This window comes from Paenibacillus sp. J22R232, assembly GCF_056269165.1.
This window is the reverse complement of record NZ_JBWDNK010000001.1, coordinates 1,254,584-1,280,073: the sequence shown is the minus strand read 5'-3', so window position 1 is coordinate 1,280,073 and position 25,490 is coordinate 1,254,584. Positions and strand designations below refer to the sequence as shown.

General features: G+C 47.4%; 20 protein-coding genes. 17 read left to right on the top strand and 3 right to left on the bottom strand.

The features are described 5' to 3' along the window. Positions 1-92: 92 nt before the first annotated feature. Together AC0YN3_RS05905 and AC0YN3_RS05900 are read right to left on the bottom strand one after the other, a co-directional pair. Entirely contained in the window at positions 93-704 is a 612-nt protein-coding gene (locus AC0YN3_RS05905; RefSeq protein WP_475774135.1) for a class I SAM-dependent methyltransferase, read from the bottom strand. Between the two features lie 194 nt (positions 705-898). Beyond that, entirely contained in the window at positions 899-1,780 is an 882-nt protein-coding gene (locus AC0YN3_RS05900; protein ID WP_475774134.1) for a LysR family transcriptional regulator, read from the bottom strand. Between the two features lie 244 nt (positions 1,781-2,024). On the opposite strand from AC0YN3_RS05900, the gene zwf reads away from it, so the two are divergent. From zwf to AC0YN3_RS05870, 6 genes are all read left to right on the top strand, one after another. Continuing rightward, a complete protein-coding gene (zwf, locus tag AC0YN3_RS05895; protein ID WP_475774133.1) occupies positions 2,025-3,551 on the top strand; it encodes a glucose-6-phosphate dehydrogenase in 1,527 nt (508 codons plus the stop codon). Then, positions 3,535-5,520 carry a transketolase gene (gene tkt / locus AC0YN3_RS05890; protein WP_475774305.1) on the top strand — a complete coding sequence of 662 codons (1,986 nt, stop codon included), beginning with the start codon at positions 3,535-3,537 and terminating at the stop codon, positions 5,518-5,520. The genes zwf and tkt overlap by 17 nt, the downstream gene beginning before the upstream one ends. A 32-nt stretch (positions 5,521-5,552) precedes the next feature. Then, positions 5,553-6,221, top strand: a complete 669-nt coding sequence (fsa, locus tag AC0YN3_RS05885) for a fructose-6-phosphate aldolase (protein WP_475774132.1) — start codon at positions 5,553-5,555, stop codon at positions 6,219-6,221. Between the two features lie 38 nt (positions 6,222-6,259). Then, positions 6,260-7,609 carry a glucose-6-phosphate isomerase gene (locus AC0YN3_RS05880; protein WP_475774131.1) on the top strand — a complete coding sequence of 450 codons (1,350 nt, stop codon included), beginning with the start codon at positions 6,260-6,262 and terminating at the stop codon, positions 7,607-7,609. Between the two features lie 41 nt (positions 7,610-7,650). Then, on the top strand, positions 7,651-9,069 hold the full coding sequence (gndA, locus tag AC0YN3_RS05875) for an NADP-dependent phosphogluconate dehydrogenase (RefSeq protein WP_475774130.1): 1,419 nt from the start codon (positions 7,651-7,653) through the stop codon (positions 9,067-9,069). A gap of 217 nt (positions 9,070-9,286) precedes the next feature. Further along, entirely contained in the window at positions 9,287-9,871 is a 585-nt protein-coding gene (locus tag AC0YN3_RS05870) for an NAD(P)H-dependent oxidoreductase (RefSeq protein WP_475774129.1), read from the top strand. Between the two features lie 109 nt (positions 9,872-9,980). On the opposite strand, the gene AC0YN3_RS05865 is transcribed toward AC0YN3_RS05870, so the two are convergent. After that, positions 9,981-11,426, bottom strand: a complete 1,446-nt coding sequence (locus AC0YN3_RS05865) for a hypothetical protein (protein WP_475774128.1) — start codon at positions 11,424-11,426, stop codon at positions 9,981-9,983. Between the two features lie 297 nt (positions 11,427-11,723). On the opposite strand from AC0YN3_RS05865, the gene AC0YN3_RS05860 reads away from it, so the two are divergent. The 11 genes from AC0YN3_RS05860 to AC0YN3_RS05810 all read left to right on the top strand — a co-directional run bounded on the left by AC0YN3_RS05860 (position 11,724) and on the right by AC0YN3_RS05810 (position 25,481). After that, positions 11,724-13,337 (top strand): extracellular solute-binding protein, encoded by a 1,614-nt coding sequence (locus AC0YN3_RS05860; RefSeq protein WP_475774127.1) that lies wholly within the window; start codon positions 11,724-11,726, stop codon positions 13,335-13,337. 87 nt (positions 13,338-13,424) lie between these two features. Beyond that, positions 13,425-14,381, top strand: a complete 957-nt coding sequence (locus AC0YN3_RS05855) for an ABC transporter permease (RefSeq protein WP_475774126.1) — start codon at positions 13,425-13,427, stop codon at positions 14,379-14,381. A gap of 30 nt (positions 14,382-14,411) precedes the next feature. Next, positions 14,412-15,299 (top strand): carbohydrate ABC transporter permease, encoded by an 888-nt coding sequence (locus tag AC0YN3_RS05850; RefSeq protein ID WP_475774125.1) that lies wholly within the window; start codon positions 14,412-14,414, stop codon positions 15,297-15,299. A 177-nt stretch (positions 15,300-15,476) separates the two neighbouring features. Then, entirely contained in the window at positions 15,477-17,204 is a 1,728-nt protein-coding gene (locus tag AC0YN3_RS05845; protein ID WP_475774124.1) for a cache domain-containing sensor histidine kinase, read from the top strand. 21 nt (positions 17,205-17,225) lie between these two features. Beyond that, positions 17,226-18,845, top strand: a complete 1,620-nt coding sequence (locus AC0YN3_RS05840; RefSeq protein WP_475774123.1) for a response regulator — start codon at positions 17,226-17,228, stop codon at positions 18,843-18,845. A gap of 208 nt (positions 18,846-19,053) precedes the next feature. Continuing rightward, entirely contained in the window at positions 19,054-19,962 is a 909-nt protein-coding gene (locus AC0YN3_RS05835; RefSeq protein WP_475774122.1) for a Gfo/Idh/MocA family protein, read from the top strand. Positions 19,963-20,001: 39 nt separating this feature from the next. Next, positions 20,002-20,982 (top strand): Gfo/Idh/MocA family protein, encoded by a 981-nt coding sequence (locus tag AC0YN3_RS05830; RefSeq protein WP_475774121.1) that lies wholly within the window; start codon positions 20,002-20,004, stop codon positions 20,980-20,982. A gap of 230 nt (positions 20,983-21,212) precedes the next feature. Next, positions 21,213-21,641 (top strand): organic hydroperoxide resistance protein, encoded by a 429-nt coding sequence (locus AC0YN3_RS05825; protein WP_475774120.1) that lies wholly within the window; start codon positions 21,213-21,215, stop codon positions 21,639-21,641. Positions 21,642-21,933: 292 nt separating this feature from the next. Next, a complete protein-coding gene (locus AC0YN3_RS05820) occupies positions 21,934-23,277 on the top strand; it encodes a GGDEF domain-containing protein (protein WP_475774119.1) in 1,344 nt (447 codons plus the stop codon). Positions 23,278-23,400: 123 nt separating this feature from the next. Continuing rightward, on the top strand, positions 23,401-24,417 hold the full coding sequence (locus tag AC0YN3_RS05815; RefSeq protein ID WP_475774118.1) for an NAD-dependent epimerase/dehydratase family protein: 1,017 nt from the start codon (positions 23,401-23,403) through the stop codon (positions 24,415-24,417). 2 nt (positions 24,418-24,419) lie between these two features. Beyond that, positions 24,420-25,481 (top strand): dihydrodipicolinate synthase family protein, encoded by a 1,062-nt coding sequence (locus AC0YN3_RS05810; RefSeq protein WP_475774117.1) that lies wholly within the window; start codon positions 24,420-24,422, stop codon positions 25,479-25,481. The last annotated feature ends 9 nt before the right edge of the window (positions 25,482-25,490 follow it).

Below are 25,490 nucleotides of genomic sequence, written 5' to 3'. Positions count from 1 at the left end.
CTTACCCTCTAATTGTTAGTTGTGTTTAACAATGGAGGTGCGGTTCATAGGAGGGTGGTTTTTAATGCGATGCAGCTTTCGTTCACGTGTATTCAATTTTTACGCAAAATGATAAAACTGGCCGATGACAAATCCTTGTGCTTCTGCTCCACGAACCGTTCGATCCGATAGGCCGCGTATGCCTCCAGATGCTTTAGAATGTCCTGGTCGCGAATCGTAGGCACGATTTGAGGCTCGTCAGCGCCTGTAATCCGCGTATACAGAATGACATGGGCAGCATTGCAGGAAAAAATGTCATCCAATGTTTTGCGGAAGTCATCAGGGTCCGTAATATGATACAGGACGTCTAGACACACTACAAGCTCGCAGCTCAGAAAAGCATGGTTGATGAAATGCTTCGGGTTATAGGTCAAAAAGCTTTTGTTAGGATCACGGTCAAATCGCTGCGCACACAGCTCAATGGAAGAGCTGGCGACATCCAACCCCAAATAGTGCTTGTAATGCATAAGCGACAGCTGATTCCCATCGCCGCAGCCGAATTCAATGACGCTCTGAATAGCATGCTCCTGCATATAGGCATTAATGATCTCCGCTTTAAAGTCCGCTAACACTCCGTAAGAGCCACTGCCAGATGTCCCGCCTTGGGCATAGTTATTTTCCCAATATGATTTGTAGTCGAATGGCGTCTTTTGATTTTCGGTCATGTTGATCGCCTGCCTCCACCTCTAATTTCTTCCCTCGCCAACAACCATTATATGAAAACGGACCGCAGCGAGAACCAGAAAATACGATGAGGCTTCAGCCTATTTTCAAATATAGGAAAGTATATCCTTAGGCTACATTCTCTATATTTCCCGGAATGAAACGCTCCGCGCCGCCAAAGGACGGCGAAGCCGTTTCATTTTGTAAGCTCAAAGAACTTTTTTGCCGCGCTGGAGAGGGGCATATTCCGCATAATCATGAGTCCGACCTGAGAGGGAGGCAGCTTCACGTCCAATTGAATCTCAAAGAGCGAGCCCTCTTCAAGTTCCTTGGAAACGAACTCTCTAGTTACATAGGAGATACCGAGTCCTTTCCTTGCAAAGGCGATGAGAAGATCAACGCTGCCGACCTCGATTTCAGGCTTAAGCTCATAGCCGTAGCCCTGGAATAATTCCGTGATGGCCATCCGGGCACGGCTGTTCCGCGAGAAGAGGATGACTGGATGCTGCAGCAATCTATCAAGCGACACAACTTCGTTCTTTAGCTCTGCGAAATGGTCGCCTGCGACGAAGCAGTCCTGCAATTGAATGCCTTGGCGAACTTCGAGCTGAGGGTCGACGATCGGCATGCGGACAACACCTAAATCAATTCGTCCTTCTTTCAAAAAAGCGATGATCTCCGGTGTAGTGCCATGAATCAACTGCAGCTTGATGCCGGGATAGTTGCGGTGGAAGGTTTCTAAATAAGCAAGCAAATAGTGCTTAAACAAGGAGTCGCTGCCGCCGATACGTAGCTCGCCGCTGTCCAGGTTTTTGAGCGCCCCAAGCTTTTCTTCAGCGAGCGTAATCAAAATTTGCGACTGTTCAATGTAAGAGTAGAGGATCGCTCCCTCCTGGGTAAGGGAGACTCCTTTGGAATTGCGATAAAACAAAGTGACGCCGAAGCTGTCTTCAAGCTGCTTGATGGCATGACTAACGCTCGGCTGCGTAATATAGAGCGCTTTTGCCGCCTGAGTCAAGCTTCCGGTCTTCGCAGACCAATAAAAAACCTTATACAACTCATAATTGTTCATAGACATGGTCTATAGCTCCTGTGAAATATATTAATTACTTGTATGGCTGTATTTCGTATTATAGTGGAACTAAGAAAAAGAAACCAGAGCATTCTGACAAATCAAGCGAAAACGGCTGAAGCTGTCACCTGGCGGCTAAGCAAATGTTTCGCGTAGAAATATAGAGAAAGTTGGAAAATTGATATACTTTCCTATATTTTGAAAAAGCTCATGGTGTTATATAGGGGACATACTGGAGGGAGATAGGAAAATGGAGGCAACCACGTTTGTTTTGTTTGGAGCGACAGGGGATTTGGCCAAAAGAAAAATTTACCCTGCCTTGTATAATCTGTTTATCGATCAAAAGCTGCCGCAATCATTTTCCGTATTCGGACTCGGCAGAAGGGAAGTATCCGACGAAGCGTTCCGTGCAAGCGTTGAGCAATCGCTTCGCACTTTTTCTAGGCGGGAAGTAGGCGACCAGGAACAATTAAACAGCTTCTTAAGCGGATTCCGCTATAGCGTATTGGATGTCGGTCACAAAGAGGACTATAAGAAGCTGCTCGGCATGATTGAACAGCGCGAGAAGGATCTGGATTTAGCGCCTAACCGGATGTTTTACCTATCCGTTGGCCCTGAATTTTTCGAAACCATCGCAACAAATATTAAGGAAAGCGGGCTTGGCACGACTAACGGTTGGAAACGTCTGATGATCGAGAAGCCATTCGGCCATGATCTGCAATCCGCGCGTGATTTGAATGAACACCTAAGCAAAACGTTTGAAGAAAATGAAGTATTCCGTATCGATCACTACCTGGGCAAGCCGATGGTGCAGAAGCTGGAGGTGCTGCAGCAATCGAATCCAGTGCTCCAAGCGTTATGGTCGAACCGGTACATCGCCAATGTGCAGATCACGGCAAACGAAACGGTTGGCGTAGAAGAACGCGCCGGTTATTACGATAAAGTTGGCGCAGTAAGGGATATGTTCCAGAATCACATGCTGCAATTGCTCATGATGCTGGCGATCCATCTGCCTAAGCATAGTACGTCAAAGGACGTTCGTTTCAAAAAGAAAATGGTCATGGAATCACTGGAGCCGCTGGAGAAAGAGCATGTGCAATCCCATGTTGTTCGCGGGCAATATGATGCGGGTTCTATCCAAGGGAAGCCTGTTGTCGGCTACACCTCCGAGCCTAGCATCCCACAGTCGTCAATGAATGATACGTTTATCGCGGCTAGGTTGCAGATTGATGATGTTTTTTGGAGAGATGTTCCTTTCTACATCCGTACGGGAAAAAGACTGAAAGAGAAATCAACCCGGATCGTGATCGAGTTCAAAGAGCCTTTGAAGCAGCAAGCGAAAGTGAACGACGATACGAGAGTTCCCAATTTGCTTGTATTTGAAATTAGTCCGAATGAGGGCATTACCTTGCAGTTGAATACTCGCGATCCACAACATAAAGGCGAATTCAAACCCATTCAAATTGATTTCCACTCGATACGGAGCGACGTGCCTGAAGCCTATGAGAATCTCATTCATGATGCTTTGCATGGTGATCCAACCTTTTTCGCGCACTGGGACGAAGTCGAGTTGTCTTGGAAATGGGTTCAGCCGATATTGAACGCGTTCCAAGAAAATACGGTACCGCTGCATCATTACCCAGCCGGGTCTTACGGCCCTGCCGAGTCGGATGCGCTGCTCGCAAGAGACGGCTATCATTGGTGGTTTGATTCCAAAACAGAACAACAAAATACAGATGCAAAAGGAGAACAATATGCCTATCACACAAACCATTGATCAACTTTCTATCGATACGATCCGCACGCTGTCCATTGATTCCATCAACGCTGCAAATTCCGGTCATCCGGGTCTGCCAATGGGTGCAGCTCCCATGGCATACGCGCTATGGTCCAAATTGCTGAACCACAATCCTGGCCATGCAAAATGGTTTAACCGCGATCGTTTCGTGCTTTCAGCGGGCCACGGCTCCGCCTTGTTATATAGCCTTCTTCACTTGTCGGGCTACAACGTGACGATTAACGATTTGAAGCAATTCCGCAAACTAAACAGCAAAACGCCAGGGCATCCTGAATTTGGCCACACGGACGGCGTAGAAGCTACGACTGGCCCGCTCGGCCAAGGCTTGGCGATGGCTGTGGGAATGGCAATGGCAGAAGCGCATCTCGCTTCAAAATTCAATCAAGAAGGCTATCCGGTTGTCGATCATTACACGTATGCGTTAGTCGGTGACGGCTGCTTGATGGAAGGCGTTTCTTATGAAGCGATGTCCATGGCGGGTCATATGAAGCTTGGCAAATTAGTCGTTCTGTACGATTCCAATGATATTTCATTGGACGGGGACCTAAGCCTCTCCTTTGGTGAAAATATTCAAAAAAGGGCCGAATCGGCACAGTGGGAATATCTTCGCGTCGAAGATGGCAATGATGTCGAACAAATTACGAAAGCGATCGAAGCAGCTAAGCAAAATAGCTCTAAACCTACACTTATCGAAGTGCGCACGATCATTGGTTACGGCAGCAAAGTAGCCGGAACAAACAAAGCGCATGGCAATCCGCTTGGCATAGAAGAAGCAAAAGCAACAAAAGCGGCCTATGGCTGGGAGCATGAGGAAGATTTCACGGTTCCTGCTGACGTAAAGGCTCATTTCGAGCAATTAAAGCAAAACGGCGAGTCGAAAGAACAAGCATGGAACAGCCTGGTTGCTTCATATAAAGCGAGTCATCCTTCGCTTGGGGAACAGCTGGACAATGTCATCGACGGATCTGTTCGGTTCGAAGCGGCTGATCTCCTAACCTTTGATACGTCCAAATCAATCTCTACCCGCGTCGCAAGCGGTCAAGCGATTAATCATTATATTAAGTCGGTACCTTCGATCTTTGGAGGCAGCGCGGACTTATCCCACTCCACGATGACGGATATTAACGGAGAGCAAACGTTCGCCGTAGATTCCTACTCGGGCCGCAATATATACTTCGGCGTCCGTGAGCATGCTATGGGAGCAGCGGGCAACGGTCTTGCATTGCATGGCGGGGTAAAACCGTTCGTCAGCACGTTCTTCGTATTTAGCGATTATTTGCGGCCGGCGATCCGTCTTGCTGCCATTCAGAAGCTGCCTGTTACCTATGTATTTACGCATGATTCGATTGCTGTCGGGGAAGATGGGCCGACGCATGAGCCTGTCGAGCATCTGGCAGCCCTTCGGACGATTCCAGGCCTTACGGTCATTAGACCATCTGATGCGAATGAAACGGCTAATGCATGGGCTTATGCCTTGCAGCAGCAAGATGGCCCCGTTGCTCTTGTGCTAAGCCGCCAGAATCTTCCGATTTACGAAGAAACGAAGGCTAATGTCGACGGTGTGGCAAAAGGCGCTTACGTATTGACGGAAACGAATGATAAGCCGGACCTTATCCTTATCGCAACTGGTTCCGAAGTTTCGCTAGCTGTGAATGCGAAAGCAGAGCTCGAGAAGGATAACCTATCCGTTCGTGTTGTTGCAATGCCAAGCAGAGAGCTGTTCGACCGTCAATCTGAAGCATATAGACAATCGGTGCTTCCGGAATCCGTCTCGAAGCGCGTATCGCTTGAAGCGGGAATTTCATTAGGCTGGGAACGTTACACGGGACCAAAAGGCAAAATCTTGTCCATCGATACATTCGGAGCATCAGGTCCTGGCAATGAAGTATTGGATTATTTCGGATTTTCCGTCAGCAACGTTGTGCAATTGGCGAAACAATTATTTTAAAAAACTAAACAAACTAATTGGAGGAATCAACTATGAAATTTTTTATCGATACAGCTAACCTGGTAGATATTAAGAAAGCTTATAAAATCGGAGTTTTATCCGGCGTTACGACTAACCCGTCGCTGGTTGCCAAAGAAGGCGTGAAATTCGAAGACCGCATCGCCGAAATATTGCGCGAAGTGCCTGAGGTTGAATCCGTATCCGCTGAAGTAACGCCTGACGCGGTTACAGCCGAAGAAATGATTGCACAAGCAGATGAGCTAATCAAAATCAACAACAACGACAAAAACATTACGATCAAGCTTCCAATGACGCTTGCCGGCTTAGAAGCGTGCCGTTATTTGACTAAAAAAGGCGTAAAAACGAATGTGACGCTCATATTCACGGTAAACCAAGCGCTATTGGCTGCCCGTGCCGGCGCAACCTATGTATCGCCGTTTCTTGGACGCTTGGACGATATTTCGGAAGATGGCGTGCAATTGATCGTCAAAGTGGCTGAATTGTTCCGCACGCATCAATTGGATGCTCAAATCATTGCAGCCTCTGTTCGTCACCCCGACCATGTTACTCGCGTAGCTATGGCTGGCGCTCACATCGCAACGATCCCATTCAGCGTAATCGAGCAAATCTCCAAGCATCCGTTGACCGATCAAGGGATGGAAAAATTCGCTGCCGATTGGAAAAAAACAGCTGAGCTGTAAGCCTTGATCAAAATTCAGAATCAAAGGAGTCGCTCTATATGGCTATAACATTTGATTACTCCAATGCATTATCATTTGTCCAACAGCATGAAATCGACTATTTCGGAGATTTTGTGAATGTGGCACATCGCAAGCTGCACGAAAAGGAAGGACCCGGCTCCGATTATTTGGGGTGGGTCAACCTTCCCCTTGCGTACGACCAAGAGGAATTTACGAAAATTAAACATGCTGCTCAGCGTATTCGAAGTCATTCAGATGCATTGATTGTAATCGGAATCGGCGGTTCATACCTAGGCGCAAGATCTGCGATTGAAGCACTTTCCCACACCTTTCATAATCAAATGGAAGGAAAAACGCAAATCTACTTTGCCGGCCAAAATATAAGTTCTACGTACATCACGCATTTATTAGAGATGCTGGAGGGGAAGAACATTTCCCTGAATGTCATTTCGAAGTCGGGAACGACGACGGAACCAGCAATCGCATTTCGGATATTGCGTGAGTACATGGAGAAAAAATACGGGAAGCATGGTGCAAGAAGACGTATTTTTGCAACGACTGACCAATCAAAAGGCGCGCTTAAGAAGCTTGCTGACGAAGAAGGATATGAAACCTTCGTTATTCCTGATGACGTAGGCGGCCGATACTCCGTATTAACGGCAGTTGGGCTTCTTCCGATCGCGGCAGCCGGACTTGATATCGATCAAATGATGGCGGGTGCTGCGGCTGCCGCGGAGAAATACAACAACGCGGATCTAGCTACGAACGAAAGCTATCAATATGCCGCCGTTCGCAATGCGCTGTATCGCAAGGGGAAATCGATCGAACTGCTGGCCAATTTTGAACCGTCCCTGCATTTCGTATCCGAGTGGTGGAAGCAGCTATTCGGCGAAAGCGAAGGGAAAGACCAGAAAGGCCTATATCCGGCCTCTGTCGATTTCACGACCGACTTGCATTCCATGGGCCAATACGTCCAAGAAGGGCGACGCGATCTTATTGAGACGGTGCTTGCCGTGAAGAAGCCGCGTATCGAGCTGACGATTCAAGAGGATGAGGGTAATCTGGACGGATTGAATTTCGTTGCAGGCATGACGATGGATGAAGTGAATAAGCAGGCTGCTTTAGGTACGCGGCTTGCCCACGTAGATGGCGGCGTTCCTAATCTCATAGTGGAATTGGATGAGCTATCAGAATATACGTATGGCGAAATGGTCTACTTCTTCGAGAAGGCATGCGGCATCAGCGGACTGCTATTAGGAGTCAATCCGTTCGATCAGCCTGGCGTGGAAGCTTATAAAAACAATATGTTTGCGCTGCTCGGCAAACCGGGCTTTGAATCACAGAAGGCCGAGCTTTTGAATCGTTTAGCAGCAGCCAAACCTGAATAATTTCATAGAGAAGCATACAAACAGCAGGGAGGAAATCTACGATGTCTAAACAACAAATTGGTGTGATCGGATTAGCTGTAATGGGTAAAAACCTTGCCTTGAATATGGAAAGCAAAGGGTTTTCGGTTGCTTTGTACAATCGCTCGCCCGAGAAAACAAATGAGCTATTGGCGGAAGCGGAAGGCAAAAACGTAGTAGGCACTTTCAGCCTGGAGCAATTTGTTCAGTCCTTGGAGACGCCTCGCAAAATATTGATTATGGTAAAAGCCGGTCAAGCGACCGATGATACGATTGACCAACTGGTTCCGTATCTGGATCAAGGGGATATTCTAATCGATGGCGGGAACGCGTATTTCCCTGATACGCAAAGAAGAAATAAAGACCTTCAAGCCAAAGGCTTCCGCTTCATTGGAGCAGGAGTGTCAGGCGGCGAGGAAGGCGCGCTGAAAGGTCCGGCGATTATGCCTGGCGGGCAGCAGGATGCTTATGAGCTCGTGGAGCCGATCTTAACGGCGATATCCGCAAAAGTGAACGGTGATGCATGCTCCACTTACATTGGCGGCGATGGTGCAGGCCATTATGTCAAAATGGTTCATAACGGCATTGAATACGGTGATATGCAGCTTATTGGCGAAGCCTATCAATTGCTTAAAGATGTCCTTCACCTGAGTACTAGCGAGCTTCACGACATTTTCTCCGAATGGAACCGCGGAGAGCTGGATAGCTACTTGATTGAAATTACGGCAGATATCTTCGCGAAAACAGATCCGGAAACAGGAAAACCGATGGTAGATGTCATTCTCGATTCGGCTGGCCAAAAAGGAACAGGCAAATGGACAAGCCAAAGCTCGCTCGACCTCGGCGTACCATTGTCCATCATCACGGAATCGGTGTTTGCGCGTTTCCTATCCGCGATGAAAGAAGAGCGCGTAGCCGCGAGCAAGCTTCTGAACGGCCCTTCTACTACAAGCTATGACGGCGATCCTAAGACATTTATCGAAGCGGTTCGCAAAGCTTTGTATACGAGCAAAATCGCTTCGTATGCACAAGGCTTTGCCCAGATGAGAGCAGCTTCCGACGAGTACGGATGGAATCTTAATTACGGCAGCATTTCAATGATTTTCCGCGGCGGCTGCATCATTCGTGCCGGTTTCCTGCAAAATATCAAGGATGCTTACGATAAAAACCCTGAACTGAAAAATTTGTTCTTGGACGATTATTTCAAGGGAGTCGTTGAGAGCTACCAGGACGCTTGGCGCAGCGTCATTGCAACGGCGGTTACGAGAGGAATTCCGGTTCCCGCTTTTTCTTCGGCACTCGCGTATTATGACAGCTATCGTTCAGAGCGTCTGCCAGCTAACCTGCTGCAAGCGCAACGGGATTACTTCGGAGCACATACGTTTGAGCGTTTGGATCAAAAGGGAAGCTTCCATTTCCAATGGATGGACAATAATAACTGATAGGTGCACTTCTTTATACAAGATGGTAGCGGTTTTCAAGCCGCTGCCATCTTTTTCGTTCCAGTGGCTTCGTTCAACCTGGATACCGATGAAGTGCATTTCGGTATTGACTCGCGAACGTGTAACTGTTAAAGTTACATGTGAAAGCAATTATTTTTTAATGAAATTGTAACTATGATAGTTACAAAATATGAACGAGAATCAAGGAGGATCAATAATGAATCATTTAATCGTATTCGCACACCCGCATGCAGATAGCTTTAACCGTGCCATTCTGAACACAGCGGTGGAGGCTCTGCAGTCCAATGGACATGAAGTTAGCGTTCGTGATCTTTATAAACTGGGATTTAACCCCGTTCTGACGGCAGAAGACACGGCAGCAATGCGCGAAGGGAATGTACCTGCGGATATTAAAACAGAGCAGGAGTATTTGTCAAAAGCGGATGTCGTCACGTTTATTTATCCGATATGGTGGACGGGGCTTCCTGCTATTCTAAAAGGTTATGTGGACCGTGTTTTCGCTTATGGATTCGCCTACCAATACAATGCAGAAGGCGGAATTGACAAGCTGCTTTCCGGTAAAAAAGGCTTGCTCGTCAATACGTACGGAACGCCTGGCGAATTTTATGAGAGCATCGGAATGAACGATTCCTTGAAGCAGACGTCCGGCGGCGGCATATTCGAATTCAGCGGAATCGCGGTTACGGATCATCTCTTGTTCGGAGGCGTCACATCGCCGGAGGCGAGTGAAGCTCGCGCGAACATGCTTGATCAAGTGAAACGGGCATTCGCTGCGCTATAAGGCTTTTATTCATAGGCTGCTAGGAATTAAAGAGGCGAACATGCTGCATTTCATGCTGCATGTTCGCCTTTTTCGTTAAATGGCTGTTACGAGCCGAAGTCCCTATGCTCTACTTGTTGTATTGATGCTTTTTAATCATTTCTTTGATCAACTGATAGATCGTCGTGACACCAAGCCATAAGGCAACCGTAATGCCGGATAACGTAAGCGCGAATGCAAAGTATTCAAAAGCGGAGTACTCCTGCATTTTTCCCCAATCAATATCGCCTTTTAAGTCCTCGATAACCTGGTTCATGCCGTAAATTCCGCTAATGACCGTATAGATCGTTAGAATGAGCAACAAATAATTGCTTCGCTTCGTCGTAAAGTTTTCTTGGTATTTATACAAATCCGCGAGTGTTTGCTTTACGTCCGTAAACAGATCGATGTTGCCGAATTGACTGCGGAGCTGAATGAAAATCTCTTTCCCCTGCGTTTGCGAAACGACCTCATTGAAATAATATTTGGCTGAGAAGGTCGTAATCGATCGGATTAATTGCTCGATCTTGTCTTTGTTCTCATCTAAACGGATATGGGAGTACAGATTAGACAGCTTCAGCAGCACGATTTTGTGGAACAGATTAATGATCAATGCATAATAGTATTCGCCATACATATGGTTAGCGATCCGCGTTCGCATAGCTTGTTCTTCATTGGTCACACAAACAAAAGAAGTTTCATGCGTAATGTAATACGTGTGCGGCGCCCATCGATCATATACATGCTTATCCAGATAACGTTCGATATAAGATTGATTGGTTGAGCTGATATAGGGTTGACTGTCCCCGTCGAAACCGTCTATATGCGAAGCGCGGAACAAGTCAGCTTCGGAGATTTCTCTGCTGCTCTGAAAGGCGATTAGGCCTTGTACATACATCCGCTCATCTACGAAAAATGGATGTCTTGCGAAATAGGTTTCCTCTATGCCTTTCGTATTCATGAAGGGAACGATGCCAGGCACGAGATGCTTAAACAAAAAATCCTCCACATCGTCATACTCCGATCGATCAGTTAGCCAACTGACCTCACGGTCCCGGCTATTCATATCTTGCAGGACTCGGAACCTTTTGGCGAATTCCATAGCTTCCGAAAAGTTGGCCGCGCCGCGCGGTATTTCAACTCGGATCGTAATAAATCCAAGGTCGAACGGACAAAGAAACACATCCGTCGATTGAACAATGAAACCAATGCTGCGGGCTCCGGAACGCATGGTGCATGCTTGATTTATTTTTTTGGAATAGCGGTGCAGTCCTGGCTTGTCCTTTGTGTGCGGGAATATCATGCTGTTGGTAAAAGGCAAATAATATCGTTCCAGATTAAGATGGGATACGCAATAATCATCACCGTAATATTCTGACTCCAACGCGGTGTTTTTTAAAGAAAATCGCGTGAAACCATCCAGTTGAAGCTGGGACACCAGCTTGTCTTTGCAATTCTTGTTTAATGAGAACGGGAAAATGAAATGGAACAAAGCAGCATCAAGCAGCTTTTCCTCGGAATCAAGCTCTTGCATCATCTCTCACCCTTTATTCGAAATTCATCGTACAGCCATATACACGGTTTTGCCGAAATTCAAACGCAAGGACAGGAATCAGCCAAGGAATGGAAGCGGAATAGGAGCTGTCTCCATGGAAGATATTTATTATTTTTTTGAATTTTTCACTCATTTCTGTAAGGAGACCACTATTTCTTGTAATCGTCAGCTAGTTTTGAACCGTTAGACAAACTACAATAAATGCAAGTAAAGGTTAACCTTTAGCTAGGCAGAAGGGAAACGATTACTAGCATGAAACATATAGGGAGGGGTTATTCAATGAAAAAGGTATTGTATTTTGGACTCGCTGCTGTATTCGCGCTTACTGCATGCTCGAGCGGGAATGGCAACAAAGAGACAGAATCGCCCGGAGCGGTTAACGGAACGCCTACAGGGACGGAGGAAGCTAAGCCGGCAAAGCTAACGCTTAATTGGTCGATTGCGAACGGGAATCTAGCAAATGTAACACTTCCATCAGCGGACAAAGACTTCGTAAAAAAAGAGATTGAAGAAAAGTTCAACGTGGATCTGAAAATCGATTATATGTCATTCGGCAAAGAGTATCACGATAAGTTAAACGCGACGATAGCGGGAGGCAGCCCCCCGGATCTGTTCATCAGCGGCGGTGCCGAATCACAGAAGTACATCGAGGACGGAATCGCAGGCGATCTGGGAAGCTACTTTTCGGCAGAAACAATGCCTAATTATTTCAAATGGGTGACGGAAGAAGAGTTGAATGCGTTCCAAATGAGACAAGGTGAGTTCAGCCGTGCCATTCTGCCATTCCAACGCAATTCGTATGCATCTTGGTATATCCGTCAGGATTGGCTCGATAAGCTGGGATTGGCGACTCCAAAAACGTATGATGAGCTGACGAACGTGCTGACGCAATTCACATTTGGCGATCCGGACGGTAACAAGAAGCAAGACACATATGGCTTCACGGCAGCCGGAAATGGGCAAAACCTGCCATTTGACTTCCCGCAATGGCTGAACAATGGCTTTATTGCAGACTTCATGATTCTTGACAATACGTATGTGGACAATCGCACGGATTTGAAGGTTGAAGGCGTTATCGACCAAGTTGTTGAATGGAATAAAGCCGGAATCGTAGATCCTGACTGGTTCTTGAACAAAGCGCCTGCGCATCACGATAAAGCCGCACAAGGAAAAGTGGGTATGATCTTCTCGCCTGGCGATAAAACAGTGGCACTGGACAGCATTCCTACCAGCGTACAGAATCGTACGAAAGCGCTTAATCCGGAAGCCGACTGGCAGCCGATCTATCCGCTCGATAAACCGATTATGTGGAAGTATAACGTCCCAGAGGGCACCATTCTAATTAGCAAAACGACTGCCGATAAAGATCCAGACAAAGTAACGCGTTCACTAGAGATTCTAAATTGGCTGACGAGTGAAGAAGGCTTCCTGATGACGCATTATGGCCAAGAAGGCAAGCACTATACGAAAGACGGCAGCAAAGTAACGCTTAACGTAGAAGCTTTCGAAACCGATATCGCAAAAGCCGGAAACTGGCTGAACGTGTATGCTTCCTTTACGCCAGATGAGCCAAACGTGCTTGGCCTTGAACTTATTGATTCCCGCGTATCCGATCATGACCGCGAAATTCTAAATACGATTGAAGGTTTCCCGAAGCATAATGCGCTTCCGCCTGTAAGCCTTGTTCCGCCAGAGGGCATTAACATCGGTGACTTCCGCAAAGAGATGAGCAAGTTCCACGCGAAAGCGGTTCTTGAAGATCAAAGCGGCAAAAACTGGCCGCAATACCGGGAAGAGCTGATGACGAAATTTAAAGGCAGAGAAATCTTTGTAGAATATACAAAAATCCTGAATGGAGCTCTCAAAGACAAACCGTTGAACGACTTTAAATAATGAGTGAGGAACGGAGGGAAACCCTGGAGTGGTTCTCGGGTTTTCCCTTCGGCCTCTCATCTCAGAAACAGCTAGGAGGCAATGGAGATGGCGGAGACGGTTGTTTCTATGAAAACAAAGCAGCAAGCAGACGCGTTGCGTTCGAATAAACGTCGCAGCTTTTACCGCAATAGATGGTTTTATGTCATGATGATTCCGGGATTGTTGTATTACATCGTGTTTCATTACGCACCTATGGCTGGGACGTTAATTGCTTTCCAGGACTATAACCTGATGAAAGGGATTTGGGGAAGCCCATGGATTGGGTTCGAGAACTTTAAAGTCATCTTCGATAGTCCGGAATTTTATCAAATTATTCGAAACACATTGATTATCAGCATTTATAAAATTATTGGCAGCATGGTGCCGGATATTATTCTCGCCTTAATGCTCAATGAGGTTCGCGTTCGCTGGTTCAAGAAATTGGTGCAAACGATTACGTACGGTCCTTATTTCTTGTCATGGGTTATCGTATATGGCTTAGTATTTTCTTTCTTAGCGCCAGGATCTGGTTTAATTAGTACTTTCGTGCGGGATATGGGCTTTGGTCAGATCGATTTATTGACGGACAAACAATTTTTTCGGCCGCTTCTTGTACTTACGGAAATTTGGAAAAATACAGGGTTTGGCGCCATCATTTATATGGCGGCACTTGCATCGATTAACCAAGATCTATATGAGGCAGCTATCGTGGATGGTGCTGGCCGTTGGCGTCAACTATGGCATATTACGCTGCCAGGCATACGCGATGTGGTCGTGCTTATGCTGATTATCAAAATCGGCGGCATTCTGGACGCTGGCTTTGATCAAGTATTTATTTTCTTGAATGCAAGGGTATACGAGGTTGGAGACATCGTCGATACCTGGGTCTATAGATACGGTTTCGAACGCTTGGAATTCGGCGTAGCGGCGGCCATGGGCGTATTCAAATCATTGATTGGACTTATTCTAGTCATTGGCGCGAATCGTTTGGCCAAGAAAATGGGGGGGTCCGGCATATGGTAGCCTACAACTTGGAGAAGGGAGCGAATGGGCATGTCATTAGTCATCCGGAAAACAAAAGGGGATAAGGTTGCAGACACGATTATCTATGCCATTCTTGCCTTGTTTGCCCTTGTTACGCTATTTCCCTTGTATTATGTAGTCATCGTTTCCGTTACGCCTTACATCGAAGTGATGAGAAACGGCGGGTTCGTTATTTGGCCGGAGCATTTTACGCTGCAAGCGTATAAGGAAATATTCGGAAGCCCTCGTATTCCGCAGGCTTTGAAAATTACCGTTTTCATAACGGTAGTAGGGACTTCTTTGAATTTGGCGGTAACGACGCTGCTTGCTTATCCGTTATCCAAAACGGCGGTACCAGGGCGGAAATTCATATTGATGGCCCTCGTATTCACGATGATTTTCAGTGGAGGCATCATTCCGCTGTACATCGTGGTCCGCAGTCTCGGATTATATGATTCCGTCTGGGCGCTAGTCATTCCGGGCATGGTATCGACTTTCAATCTGCTCATTGTGAAAACCTACTTTGAGAATCTCCCGCCGGAGATCGAGGAAGCGGCAAAAGTGGATGGGTGCGGAGACTTAACTACACTGTTCAGGATTGTCCTTCCTTTGTCGGCGCCAATTATGGCGACAATCGGATTGTTCTATGGCGTAACGCATTGGAATGAGTATTTCAAAGGCATTTTCTATATTTCGGATAAGACGCTAATGCCGATGCAGGTCGTGCTTAGGAGCATGATTCAATCGCCGAACCTCAGTACCGAGCTGTCTGTTAACTCGCTTGTTCTGGACACTCTTCCTCCCGAGACGATCAAGATGGCCGTAGTGATCGTCGCTACATTGCCCATTGTCATTATTTATCCGTTCCTGCAAAAGTATTTCGTCAAAGGCGCGTTACTCGGCTCGGTTAAAGGGTAACCCAAAAGTCATAGCTTGTTCTAACCTTTCGTTCCCATACTGTACACGCTGCGTATAAAGAAAAGCATATGCAGCGTTAGCAGCAGCGATGCTATAATCATAGGTAATAGCCGTACTTGCGTTCGTTAAAGGCACAGGTGCTCGCTAATAGACGGCTAAGACGAGGAGCGTACAGGCATGGGACGTCGACTGGCAGGAACAAGCTTTACTTCCAGCGTGAGCACCAAATTGTTCATCATTACGTTTCTATCCGTTATCGTATTATTTCTATTTATCGGTTTTTTCGGTTATCAGCGAATTTTCGAGCCGATCAGGCAAAATAACGAAAAAGAGCTGCAAGGCTCAGTCGTTCAGATTGAAAATTATATGAAAACATTGATGAACACGTTTCAAAGCCAGCTGATCTATCTCTCCAATCCCGTTCTGTACAATAAAATGGATGAGGCTGATTATACGCAGCTCATTGACGATATCATGACTTATCATCAGGATCAGATTCACAGCATTTATGTGATTGAGAATGGCAGTGTGCGCCTAAGCTCCCCATATGGCTATAAGTTTTTCATTGTGCCGGACCGCATTAAGGAAATCATTGATCAAACGAGCAAGTCTGGCTTTTGGTGGAGCCCTCCCCGGGCCGTCAGCGAACGGTTTGTCATCACTGTCGCCAAACAAGTTGATGATAAAAGGTTCGTCGCGATGGATATTAATTTGAATGCGCTGACAGGTCCGCAAATCGTGCAAGGCGAGCATCGCCGCATCTATCTATTTACGGGACAAGGCAATTATTTATCCACGAACACATATCTGACGCATCCCAAAACATTCCAAGACCATCTCGAAATGACAGAAGCGCTGCAGAAGCTTGCCATAACGAACGGAACAGCCTATAACACGGTCCGTACCTCTTTCGGCGGCTATAAAGTGCTTAGCAGCAACCAAAATCGCTGGGATTGGGTCGTGTTTTCCGTAGTGGAAGAGTCGCAAGCTTTTCCGTTACTGGAATCGCTCAGGCAGCAGGTCGTGCTTGTCATCGGCATTGCGATTATTCTGGCTGTCATTGTTTCGGTGTGGATAACGAATTATATACGCAAACCGATGACTTTAATAACAAGGCAATTCAAGGCAGCTGCGAGAGGGGAGCTCGATGCCCGTATCCAATTGAAACGAAGCGACGAGTTTACTTATATTGCGGATGGGTTCAATCGCATGATGGGCAACATCGAGTCTTTATTCGATGACTTGCGTGAAGCGGAGGAGAAAAAACGGCATCATGAATTGAAAGTGCTGCAATCGCAAATTCACCCTCATTTCCTCAATAACACGCTGAATGCTATTTATTGCTTAGGCGAGACTGGACAGACCGAGGAAATGTGCAAAATGATCCGTGCCCTAATGGGGCTTCTGCAATATTCCACGGATAAGGTCGGTGATATCGTTACCGCGGAAGAAGAGCTTCATCAGTTGGAGAATTACGTTGATATTATGATTCTTCGGTACGGAGACGTGTTCGAGATGGATATTGCGGTTCCTGAGCAATATTTGCAGACGCCGATCCCGAAGCTTACGTTAATTACGCTAGTGGAGAACAGCATTTTTTACGGGTTAAGCAAGCCAGGCGTTAATCACATCATTGTGGCTGCGCTAAGCAAGGACCCGTCAACCGTGCGATTTGAGGTTTCGGATACTGGACCTGGGATCGAACCGGAGAAGCTTGCTTTGCTTACGCAGGAAGGCAGTGCTTCTAATCCTTACAAAGGATTAAACAATTTGGGTCTTCGCAATGTGCAGGAGCGTATAGCACTGACGTTCGGCTACCAATATGGCTTGCATTTTCAAAAAGAGCAGGATGAGGGGCTAACCGTTTCGGTGCATTTGCCGATTGGCGGACAGCAAGACTATTGATTCATTCGCATAAGGGGGAATATGATGCTGAAGCTGCTGATGGTGGATGATGAGAAATGGGTGCGTGATCGGTTTTCGGAACGAATTCCCTGGTCAGACGCAGGTTTTGTTTTTCTTGGAGCGGCTTCAGGCGCTGACGAAGCGATCAGGATGATCGAGAAGGAAACGCCTCATCTATTGCTAACCGATATTACGATGCCGAATATGAACGGTTTGGAATTGGCCAGCTACGTTCGTAAAAGGTGGCCACGCATTCGGGTTGTCATTCTGACCGCTTATAGCGAATTCGAGTATGCTAGGCAGGCGATTGAGCTCGGAGTGAACCATTATTTGATCAAGCTGGCACAGACGCCAGATATTATTCTGGATGTCTGCCGCAAGATCGCGGAAGAAATCATGCAGGAAATAGATGTCGACCAGAAGCTGGAGATGAATCTCAGCCTTGAAAACGAGAAGGAATGGAACAGAAAGCGGCTTTGGACGGAACATGCCTTGAATAGCAGCAGTGCGGACATGGGCGCTGAATTTATGCGGGAGTGGCCGTCGGTTCTGGAGCATGCCAACTATTATTCCTGTATAACGGTTGGCTGGAATGTACCGGTAGCGGTGAATGGACAGGGAAGCCCGACAGAGGAAGAGCTTGTACGGATACAGCGACATGCAGCCGAAAGTCTGGAACGGCGCATGGATGCCGAAAAGTCCGGGATCGATTATAGGCGGTTGTCTTTGCCCGTCGGAAATAATCGGCTTTTCCTGTTCATGGCTTCTAAGAACCCCATTAAAAACATGCATACCAATCCATTTGCGACGATGGCTCTGGAGGCTTTGTCTGAAATAGCCCCTGAAAGACGTTTTATTTACGTTGGGGCGACACGCGAAGCAAGCAAGCAGCCAGCGAGGGCCCAGGCAATCGTGGAGGGAATGAAGGAAGGGCTGGATGGCTTGGCTTGGCATTTCTATAAGCCGGAGAATGCTCTAGTAACCAAAAGCCCGACTGCATTGCGTCGAATTGACGCTGAAGAGGCACGGGAATTGGTCGCAGCGTTCGTCAAAGCGCTCCAACGCGAGAATATGGAGGCTTTAATAGAAAGCACAGCGAGCTTGGTGAACCTCGGAGACTCTTTGATTCATCCAGCGGATTTGCTGCGGCTAACGAAGCAGCTGTTGAATCCTGAGCTCGTACAACTGCCTGTAGCCGTCGTCGCAAGATTGGATGAAATACGCCGTTTAGAGTGTTGGGCTGACTATGCCAAATGGTGGTCAGAAATACGAGATGCGATTGAGGCAGCATTCAGCAAAAGATTGAATCCACCTGCAACCGTCCGGAAAGAAATCCAATTAATGTGCAGGTACATTCAAAAGCACTATATGGAGGATGTACAAGCATCAGAGCTTGCCAAGATCGTACAGCTGCATCCTTCTTATGCGGGCCAGATGTTCAAACAGGAGATTGGGGAAAATTTCTCTGATTACGTAAACCGCGTACGTATGGAAAAAGCAAGCGAGCTGCTGGAGCAGACAACGATGAAAATTTATGAGGTTTCAAGCGCCGTAGGCATTTCCGATTATCGTTATTTTTGCAAAATGTTTAAGGGCTACACGGGAATTACGCCCACCCAATATAAGAATAAGCAAGGATAAGCAGGTATTAGCCGCTTGGGTCAAAGAATCCAAGCGGTTTTTTTGTGATTTCGTTCCCCTTAACGGCGGAAAGCAGGCTCCATTCTGTAGTTTGACCACAATTTCTTGTAATCGTCGGCTAGTTTTGCGATTTGTTCGAATCTATACTGAATTCAAGTTCAATCTAAAATACGCTTCAATCTAGTTTCTCAGGGGAGAGGAAGAACAAATGCAAGCGAGTAAAAAACGAATCGGCATTATCGGGCTGGATACTTCACACGCCATTACTTTCACGCAGCTGATTAACGACAGCAATCATGCCTTTCATATACCCGGAGGAGAAGTCATGGTCGCATTTCCCGGGGGATCTGATGACTTCGAATTGAGCTGGACGCGCATTGGACGTTTTACCGATCAAATGAAAAATCGATCAGGGATAAGGCTCGTCGGCTCTCCCGAGGAGGTCGCGGAAGCAAGCGATGCCATTCTTCTGCTGTCTGTTGACGGACGCGTACATTTGGAGCAATTCCGTAGAATGGCTTCCTATCGGAAGCCGGTATTCATCGATAAGCCGATGGCGGTCTCGAGTAAGCATGCGAATGCGATTGCGGCGCTGGCAGAAGAGTATGGCGTACCACTGATGAGCTGCTCAGCGCTTCGGTATGCCGAAGGTTTAACGGAGGCTTTGAGTGAAGAAGCCGCAGGTGAGGTGATTGGCATGGATTGTTACGGTCCGATGGCTCTGCAGGCTACTCAACCTGGCCTATACTGGTACGGCGTTCATATGGCGGAAATGCTATTCAGAGCGTTAGGGAGGAACTGTACGAAGGTAATAGCCGTGACGACTGGGGAGCATGATTTAATAAGCGGTGTATGGGAGAATGGCATTGTCGGTACGATTCGCGGCAACCGGAGAGGAAATGAAGCGTTCGGTGCGCTTCTTCATCGGGAGACGAAAACAAGTCATATCGATGTATATGGACATCCAAAGTCCTATTACGCCAGCCTTGTGGAGAAAATCATGCGCTTTTTTGCGACAGGTACGCCTGATATTGCGATTGAGGAGACGCTGCGTATGATGCGGTTCTTAGAAGCAGCCAATGAAAGCCGCGACACCGGTCAGTTCGTATATTTATAGGAAGGATAGATTCCTATCATCAAGAGGAGGCGAGTGCTGGTGCATAAGGAATTAAAGGTTTGCGTACTCGGAGCAGGGGCCATTGCGAATGAGCATTTTGATGCGATTCGAGCTACAGAGGGCTTAATGGCTTGTTCTGTTGCGGACCTTCAATCGGAGCGAGCATCAGATATTGCGAAGCGGTATGGCGTAAACGCTTACCTTGATTACAGGGAAATGATACGAATCGAGCAGCCGGATATCGCAGTCATCGCTTTGCCTCATTTTTTGCACAAGGAGGCTGCTGTGTTTGCTGCAGAGCATGGATGCCACCTGTTATTGGAGAAGCCGATGGCTTTGTCCGTAGGAGAATGTGACGCGATAATTGAAGCTGGCCGAAGAGCAGGCATCCGAATTCTAGTCGGACATACCCAGCATTACATTTCTGAGAACATTCAAGCAAAGAGCTTGATCCAAAGCGGAGCGTTAGGAAAGCTCGTTATGATACATGATACTCGCCATTTGAATTATTTCAGAGAAGAGAGGCCGCAGTGGTTTTTGGAGAAAGAAAAGTCTGGCGGGGGGATCCTTGCTAATTTAGGTACGCATTCCATCGATAAGATCCAATGGTTGACTGGCCGAGCCGTAAACAAACTTACCGCATCCGCTAGTTATTATGGAGATCGAGGCAATGTTGAGGGCAGCGGTATCGTCTACATGGAACTTGAAGGGAAAATACCCGCCGTGATTGTACAATCTGGTTATAAAGGAGCGCCCCGCAATGAAACGGAGTTCATATTCTCGCAGGGCATGCTGAAGGTTGCAACCGGAGACTGCTTATGGATAAGCAGAGGCGGCAGTTATGAGAAGATGGAGGCAGACGTCCATTTGTCGCCGTTTGAGCTGCAATATGCCGATCTGCTTCGCGCCATCCGCAATAATGCGGATACAGGCTGTACGCCGGAATACGCCCGTCAGGTGATTGCCGTACTTGAAGCTGTGTATCAATCCGTGATAACGGGGGCGGAACGGAAGCTGTGAACGAATTGAATAAATGGACAGTATGTAGAAATGGACGTATAGCATAAGTACCAATAGAGGTCTCCTCACTTGACGAGACTGCTCGCCTGATAGAAATACGGAGAAAATTATGAAATGGCGATGTTAAGGAGGTTATTGCGAGCGAGAAACAGCCACCTAAAATGCATGGCTGGATAAGATGCGCACGAATTGAGAAAAATAAATCAGTCAAATGGAAGGAGATATGGACTATGATAGCAATGGAAAAGAAATTGTACACGGCTGCAGTAAAAGTTGAAGGCGGAAGAGAAGGTAAAGCCGTTTCGAGCGATGGGAATCTCAACTTGGACTTAAGATATCCAAAGGAGCTAGGCGGACCAGGCAACGGAGTCAATCCGGAGCAGCTGTTCGCTGCTGGTTTTGCTGCATGTTTCGAAGGTGCGATGGGAACTATTATGAGGAAAAAAGGCATTAAAGCGGAAGGAATCTCGATAGATTCAAATGTTTCACTCGGTAAGGATGCGGATGACGGCTATGTACTTGCAGTACATTTCGACATTTCAGTTAAAGGCGTAGATATCGGTGTGGCTCAGGAAATTGTCGATGAAGCCCATAAAGTTTGCCCTTATGCTAGAGCAACGCAAGGCAATATCGAAGTCATATCGAATGTGATTGGCTAACGTTTTCGTAAAAGGGGCGTCGGCTGGTGTTCGCTTGCCCATAATCGAATGAAGCAACCTGCCATAGACCAAAAGCGATAAATAGCCGTACAGGATAAGGCACCCTGTATGGCTATTTTTCGTGCAATCAATTATTTTGGTTGAAATAGAGCTAGCTCTCCAGCGAACTTCATTCTTTTAGTCTTGGGAAAGCTTGTTTTTGTTGCCATTGCACTGGCAAGCAGCAGTATGCTAAGCTGCTTAAAAGACTTATTAAAGATGATGTCTGTAAATAATGGGGGATTAAACATACATGAATCACAGCACGGAGAAAGGGATAGCGATCGGAATCATTGGCCCTGAAGTATTGGTCAATCGAATGATGAAGGTGCTGCAAGCATTTCCGTCTTTCCGGCCGATAGCGAGCGTATACAAGAAAGAGGAGGAGGCGGCGGGCCTCGCTGCTGAAATTGCCGGTGAAGCGGAAGTTATATTGGTATCGGGACCGCTGCCTTATCACCGGATTCGGGAAGAAACAAGCTTGGATGTTGCGCTTCATTATGTGCCATTAACGGACACTAGCTTCTACCGGTCGTTGTCCCGATTGAAAAATGCGCTTGAGCCAGAGAGGCAGCTGCGAATATCCATCGATACGTTAGGGAAAACAATGATTGCGAAATCATTGCAAGAAATTAATGAATCTCGCGTGCAGACGACTCTTTACAGCGGAACGGCGTATCCTACGATTCAAGCGCTGATCGGCTTTCATGCGCAGCTGTTCGAATCAGGAGCGTGCGATGCGGCAATGACGGCTGAAGCGGCTGTTTCAGAAGCATTAACGGAGCGTGGGATTCCGAATGAATGGATTATACCAACCGACCAGAACATTACCGTTGCTCTGGAAAGGGCACTGCTTTCGACGGAGACCCGGCAAAGCAAGGAAGCGCAAATCGTAGTCGGCTTGCTTAACATCGACCATTTCGAGAAGCGCATCCATACGCATACCTCGGAGCATGAGGTACAGAGATTCAAGCTGGACATCCACCGGATGCTGCTTGATTACGTGGAGTCTTTGGACGGTTATTTGACCCATCTTGGCGGAGACGAATATTTGTTTTTCACGACTCGTGGCATATTTGAGAGAGAAACCGGCGGTTATAAGACGATTCCGCTCGGCAAGCATGCCAACCAAAAATTCGGCTTGTCACTCAGCATCGGCATCGGATTTGGCCGTTCCGCGAATGAAGCGGGCACCCATGCGAGAGCTGCACTTCGCAAGTCGAAGGACGCTGGCGGAGATACTTGTTTTATCGTTAGGGAAGACAAGACATTCATTGGGCCGCTTGCGATGGCAGACCCCATTGAAATTACATTGTCGATGACCGACGCGTCGCTTATCAAAAAAGCCGAGGAAGCGGGCATGACTTCGGTTTATTTGAGCAAAATGCTTGCGCATGTCGCGCGAAGCGGCCGAGTTGATTATATGGTGCATGAGCTGGCGGCCATTCTTGATATTACGGTAAGAAGCACGCACCGGCTTGTTCTTCAATGGATCGACTATGGACTGGTCCGGATCGCAGGGGTAGAGAAGGTTCCCAAAGGGAGACCCCGACAAATATTCAAGCTTTCGTTTCTGGAAGACAAAGTGAACCACTAACCCGAACCCTGCGCTATTCGGGTTTTTTTACGTATATTAAAAGACGATTAAAAGATTTGTCTTTTAAGTTCGAAGTCTCTATGATGAAGATATCCTCAGACCTTGAAGGGAGTTATTTATCATATGAGAACCATTGAACAACTCGAGGCCAAGCTGGCCGAACCGTCGGAAGCACTTATAAACGATATGAAAGCACTCAAGGGAGATATTCTTTTATTAGGCGTTGGAGGAAAGATGGGGCCGAGCCTTGCTAGACTGTTGATGAATGCGATCAAAGCCGCTGGCGTAAACAAAAAAGTAATCGGAGTATCTCGATTTTCAGAGGCTGGACTGGAGGCACAGCTTGAAGCGGAGGGCATCGAGACGATTGCTTGCGATCTATTCGACGATGAGAAGCTGCAGGCTTTGCCGGATATTGAAAATGTCATTTACATGGCTGGGAACAAATTTGGCACGACAGGCAACGAGTCGTTCACTTGGGCGATGAATGCGTACTTGCCGGGCAGAATAGCCGAGAAATACAGGAATTCACGCATTGTCGTATTCTCCTCGGGAAATATCTACCCGTTTACACCGGTTGGCTACGGAGGTGCAAGCGAAGCGGTGGCGCCGTCGCCAATTGGGGAATATGGTCAATCTTGTCTTGGGCGGGAGCGGATCTTCGAGCATTTTTCCAAAAAATACGAGATTCCAATGGTTGTTTATAGACTCAACTATGCGATTGATATGCGCTACGGCGTGCTGCTGGAAATCGCAAAATCCGTCAAGAACGGCATTCCGATCAATTTGACGATGGGTCATGCGAACGTCATTTGGCAGGGAGACGCTAACGAAATCGCGATTAGATCCTTGCTGGCTTGCGAAGCGCCGGTAAACTTTCTGAATGTGACTGGACCGGAAACGATGTCGATTCGCTGGGCAGCTGAGGAATTCGGCAAGAGATTCAATGCGGAGCCGATCTTCGAAGGCGCGGAAGCGGATAATGCGCTGCTGAACAATGCATCCAAAAGCCATCAGCGTTTCGGATATCCACGGGTATCTTTGCTTCAAATGATTGATTGGACAGCCGAATGGGTAGAGGCTGGCGGAGCAACGCATAACAAACCGACACATTTCCAGGAAAGAAAGGGGAAATTCTAAGCATGTCCACTCAACTATCACAAGAGCAGGCGATTGCGCTTCATGAAGGGCTGGTCATTCCTGCACATCCTCTTGCCCTCAATGAGCACAGGCAATTGGATGAGAAGCACCAAAGGGCGCTTACACGTTATTACCTCGCTTCAGGTGCAGGCGGCGTGGCTGTTGGCGTTCATTCGACGCAATTCGAAATTCGCGACCCGCAGATCGGATTATTCGAGAAAGTGCTTCGTTTAGCCTCGGAGGAGGTTGAGGCTGCGAAGCTGTCCCGTCCGTTCCTGCGTGTTGCTGGCATATGCGGGCGTACGGAGCAGGCGCTGAGCGAAGCCGCCATCGCTGCTGGTCTCGGATATGAGGCAGGGCTGCTGAGCATGGGCGGGCTTAAGGACTGGTCGGAGGCGGACATTTTGAAGCGGACGGAAAAGGTAGCGGAGGTTATTCCGGTTATTGGATTTTATTTGCAGCCTTCGGTTGGCGGAAGGGCATTCAGCTTCGATTTCTGGCGTGCATTCGCTGACATTCCCGGTGTGATTGCGATTAAGATGGCACCGTTTAACCGTTACCAGACGATTGATGTCGTACGCGCCGTATGCTGCTCCGAACGCAGGGATCAAATCGCATTGTATACGGGCAATGACGATAATATCGTCAATGATTTGTTTACGGTTTACAGGTTCCAGGTGCAGGGAAGAATGGTTGAAAAAAGAATCGTCGGAGGGCTTCTCGGACATTGGGCTGTATGGACACATAAGGCAGTGCAGCTGTTAGAGGAAATCAAGCATGCGCGGTTACAAGAAAGCCTGTCGCCGGAATGGCTGGTTCGGAATATTGAGGTTACAGATTCCAATGCCGCATTTTTTGATCCGGCACACGGCTTTGAAGGATGCATTCCCGGCATTCACGAGGTTCTGCGCAGGCAAGGTCTTCTTAAAGGGACATGGTGCCTCAATCCCCACGAGGAGCTCTCACTGGGTCAAAAGGAAGAAATCGACAGGGTTTATTCGGATTATCCGCATTTTAACGATGATGAGTTCGTAAGAAAACATCTTGCTGAATGGCTTAAATAGGAGGTATCG

What these genes read in the sequence shown, in the direction of transcription:
- AC0YN3_RS05905 (WP_475774135.1), bottom strand. Translation starts at nt 704, where the DNA reads ATGACCGAAAATCAAAAGACGCCATTCGACTACAAATCATATTGGGAA.
- AC0YN3_RS05900 (WP_475774134.1), bottom strand. Translation starts at nt 1,780, where the DNA reads ATGTCTATGAACAATTATGAGTTGTATAAGGTTTTTTATTGGTCTGCG.
- zwf (WP_475774133.1), top strand. Translation starts at nt 2,025, where the DNA reads ATGGAGGCAACCACGTTTGTTTTGTTTGGAGCGACAGGGGATTTGGCC.
- fsa (WP_475774132.1), top strand. Translation starts at nt 5,553, where the DNA reads ATGAAATTTTTTATCGATACAGCTAACCTGGTAGATATTAAGAAAGCT.
- AC0YN3_RS05880 (WP_475774131.1), top strand. Translation starts at nt 6,260, where the DNA reads ATGGCTATAACATTTGATTACTCCAATGCATTATCATTTGTCCAACAG.
- gndA (WP_475774130.1), top strand. Translation starts at nt 7,651, where the DNA reads ATGTCTAAACAACAAATTGGTGTGATCGGATTAGCTGTAATGGGTAAA.
- AC0YN3_RS05870 (WP_475774129.1), top strand. Translation starts at nt 9,287, where the DNA reads ATGAATCATTTAATCGTATTCGCACACCCGCATGCAGATAGCTTTAAC.
- AC0YN3_RS05865 (WP_475774128.1), bottom strand. Translation starts at nt 11,426, where the DNA reads ATGATGCAAGAGCTTGATTCCGAGGAAAAGCTGCTTGATGCTGCTTTG.
- AC0YN3_RS05860 (WP_475774127.1), top strand. Translation starts at nt 11,724, where the DNA reads ATGAAAAAGGTATTGTATTTTGGACTCGCTGCTGTATTCGCGCTTACT.
- AC0YN3_RS05855 (WP_475774126.1), top strand. Translation starts at nt 13,425, where the DNA reads ATGGCGGAGACGGTTGTTTCTATGAAAACAAAGCAGCAAGCAGACGCG.
- AC0YN3_RS05850 (WP_475774125.1), top strand. Translation starts at nt 14,412, where the DNA reads ATGTCATTAGTCATCCGGAAAACAAAAGGGGATAAGGTTGCAGACACG.
- AC0YN3_RS05845 (WP_475774124.1), top strand. Translation starts at nt 15,477, where the DNA reads ATGGGACGTCGACTGGCAGGAACAAGCTTTACTTCCAGCGTGAGCACC.
- AC0YN3_RS05840 (WP_475774123.1), top strand. Translation starts at nt 17,226, where the DNA reads ATGATGCTGAAGCTGCTGATGGTGGATGATGAGAAATGGGTGCGTGAT.
- AC0YN3_RS05835 (WP_475774122.1), top strand. Translation starts at nt 19,054, where the DNA reads ATGCAAGCGAGTAAAAAACGAATCGGCATTATCGGGCTGGATACTTCA.
- AC0YN3_RS05825 (WP_475774120.1), top strand. Translation starts at nt 21,213, where the DNA reads ATGATAGCAATGGAAAAGAAATTGTACACGGCTGCAGTAAAAGTTGAA.
- AC0YN3_RS05820 (WP_475774119.1), top strand. Translation starts at nt 21,934, where the DNA reads ATGAATCACAGCACGGAGAAAGGGATAGCGATCGGAATCATTGGCCCT.
- AC0YN3_RS05815 (WP_475774118.1), top strand. Translation starts at nt 23,401, where the DNA reads ATGAGAACCATTGAACAACTCGAGGCCAAGCTGGCCGAACCGTCGGAA.
- AC0YN3_RS05810 (WP_475774117.1), top strand. Translation starts at nt 24,420, where the DNA reads ATGTCCACTCAACTATCACAAGAGCAGGCGATTGCGCTTCATGAAGGG.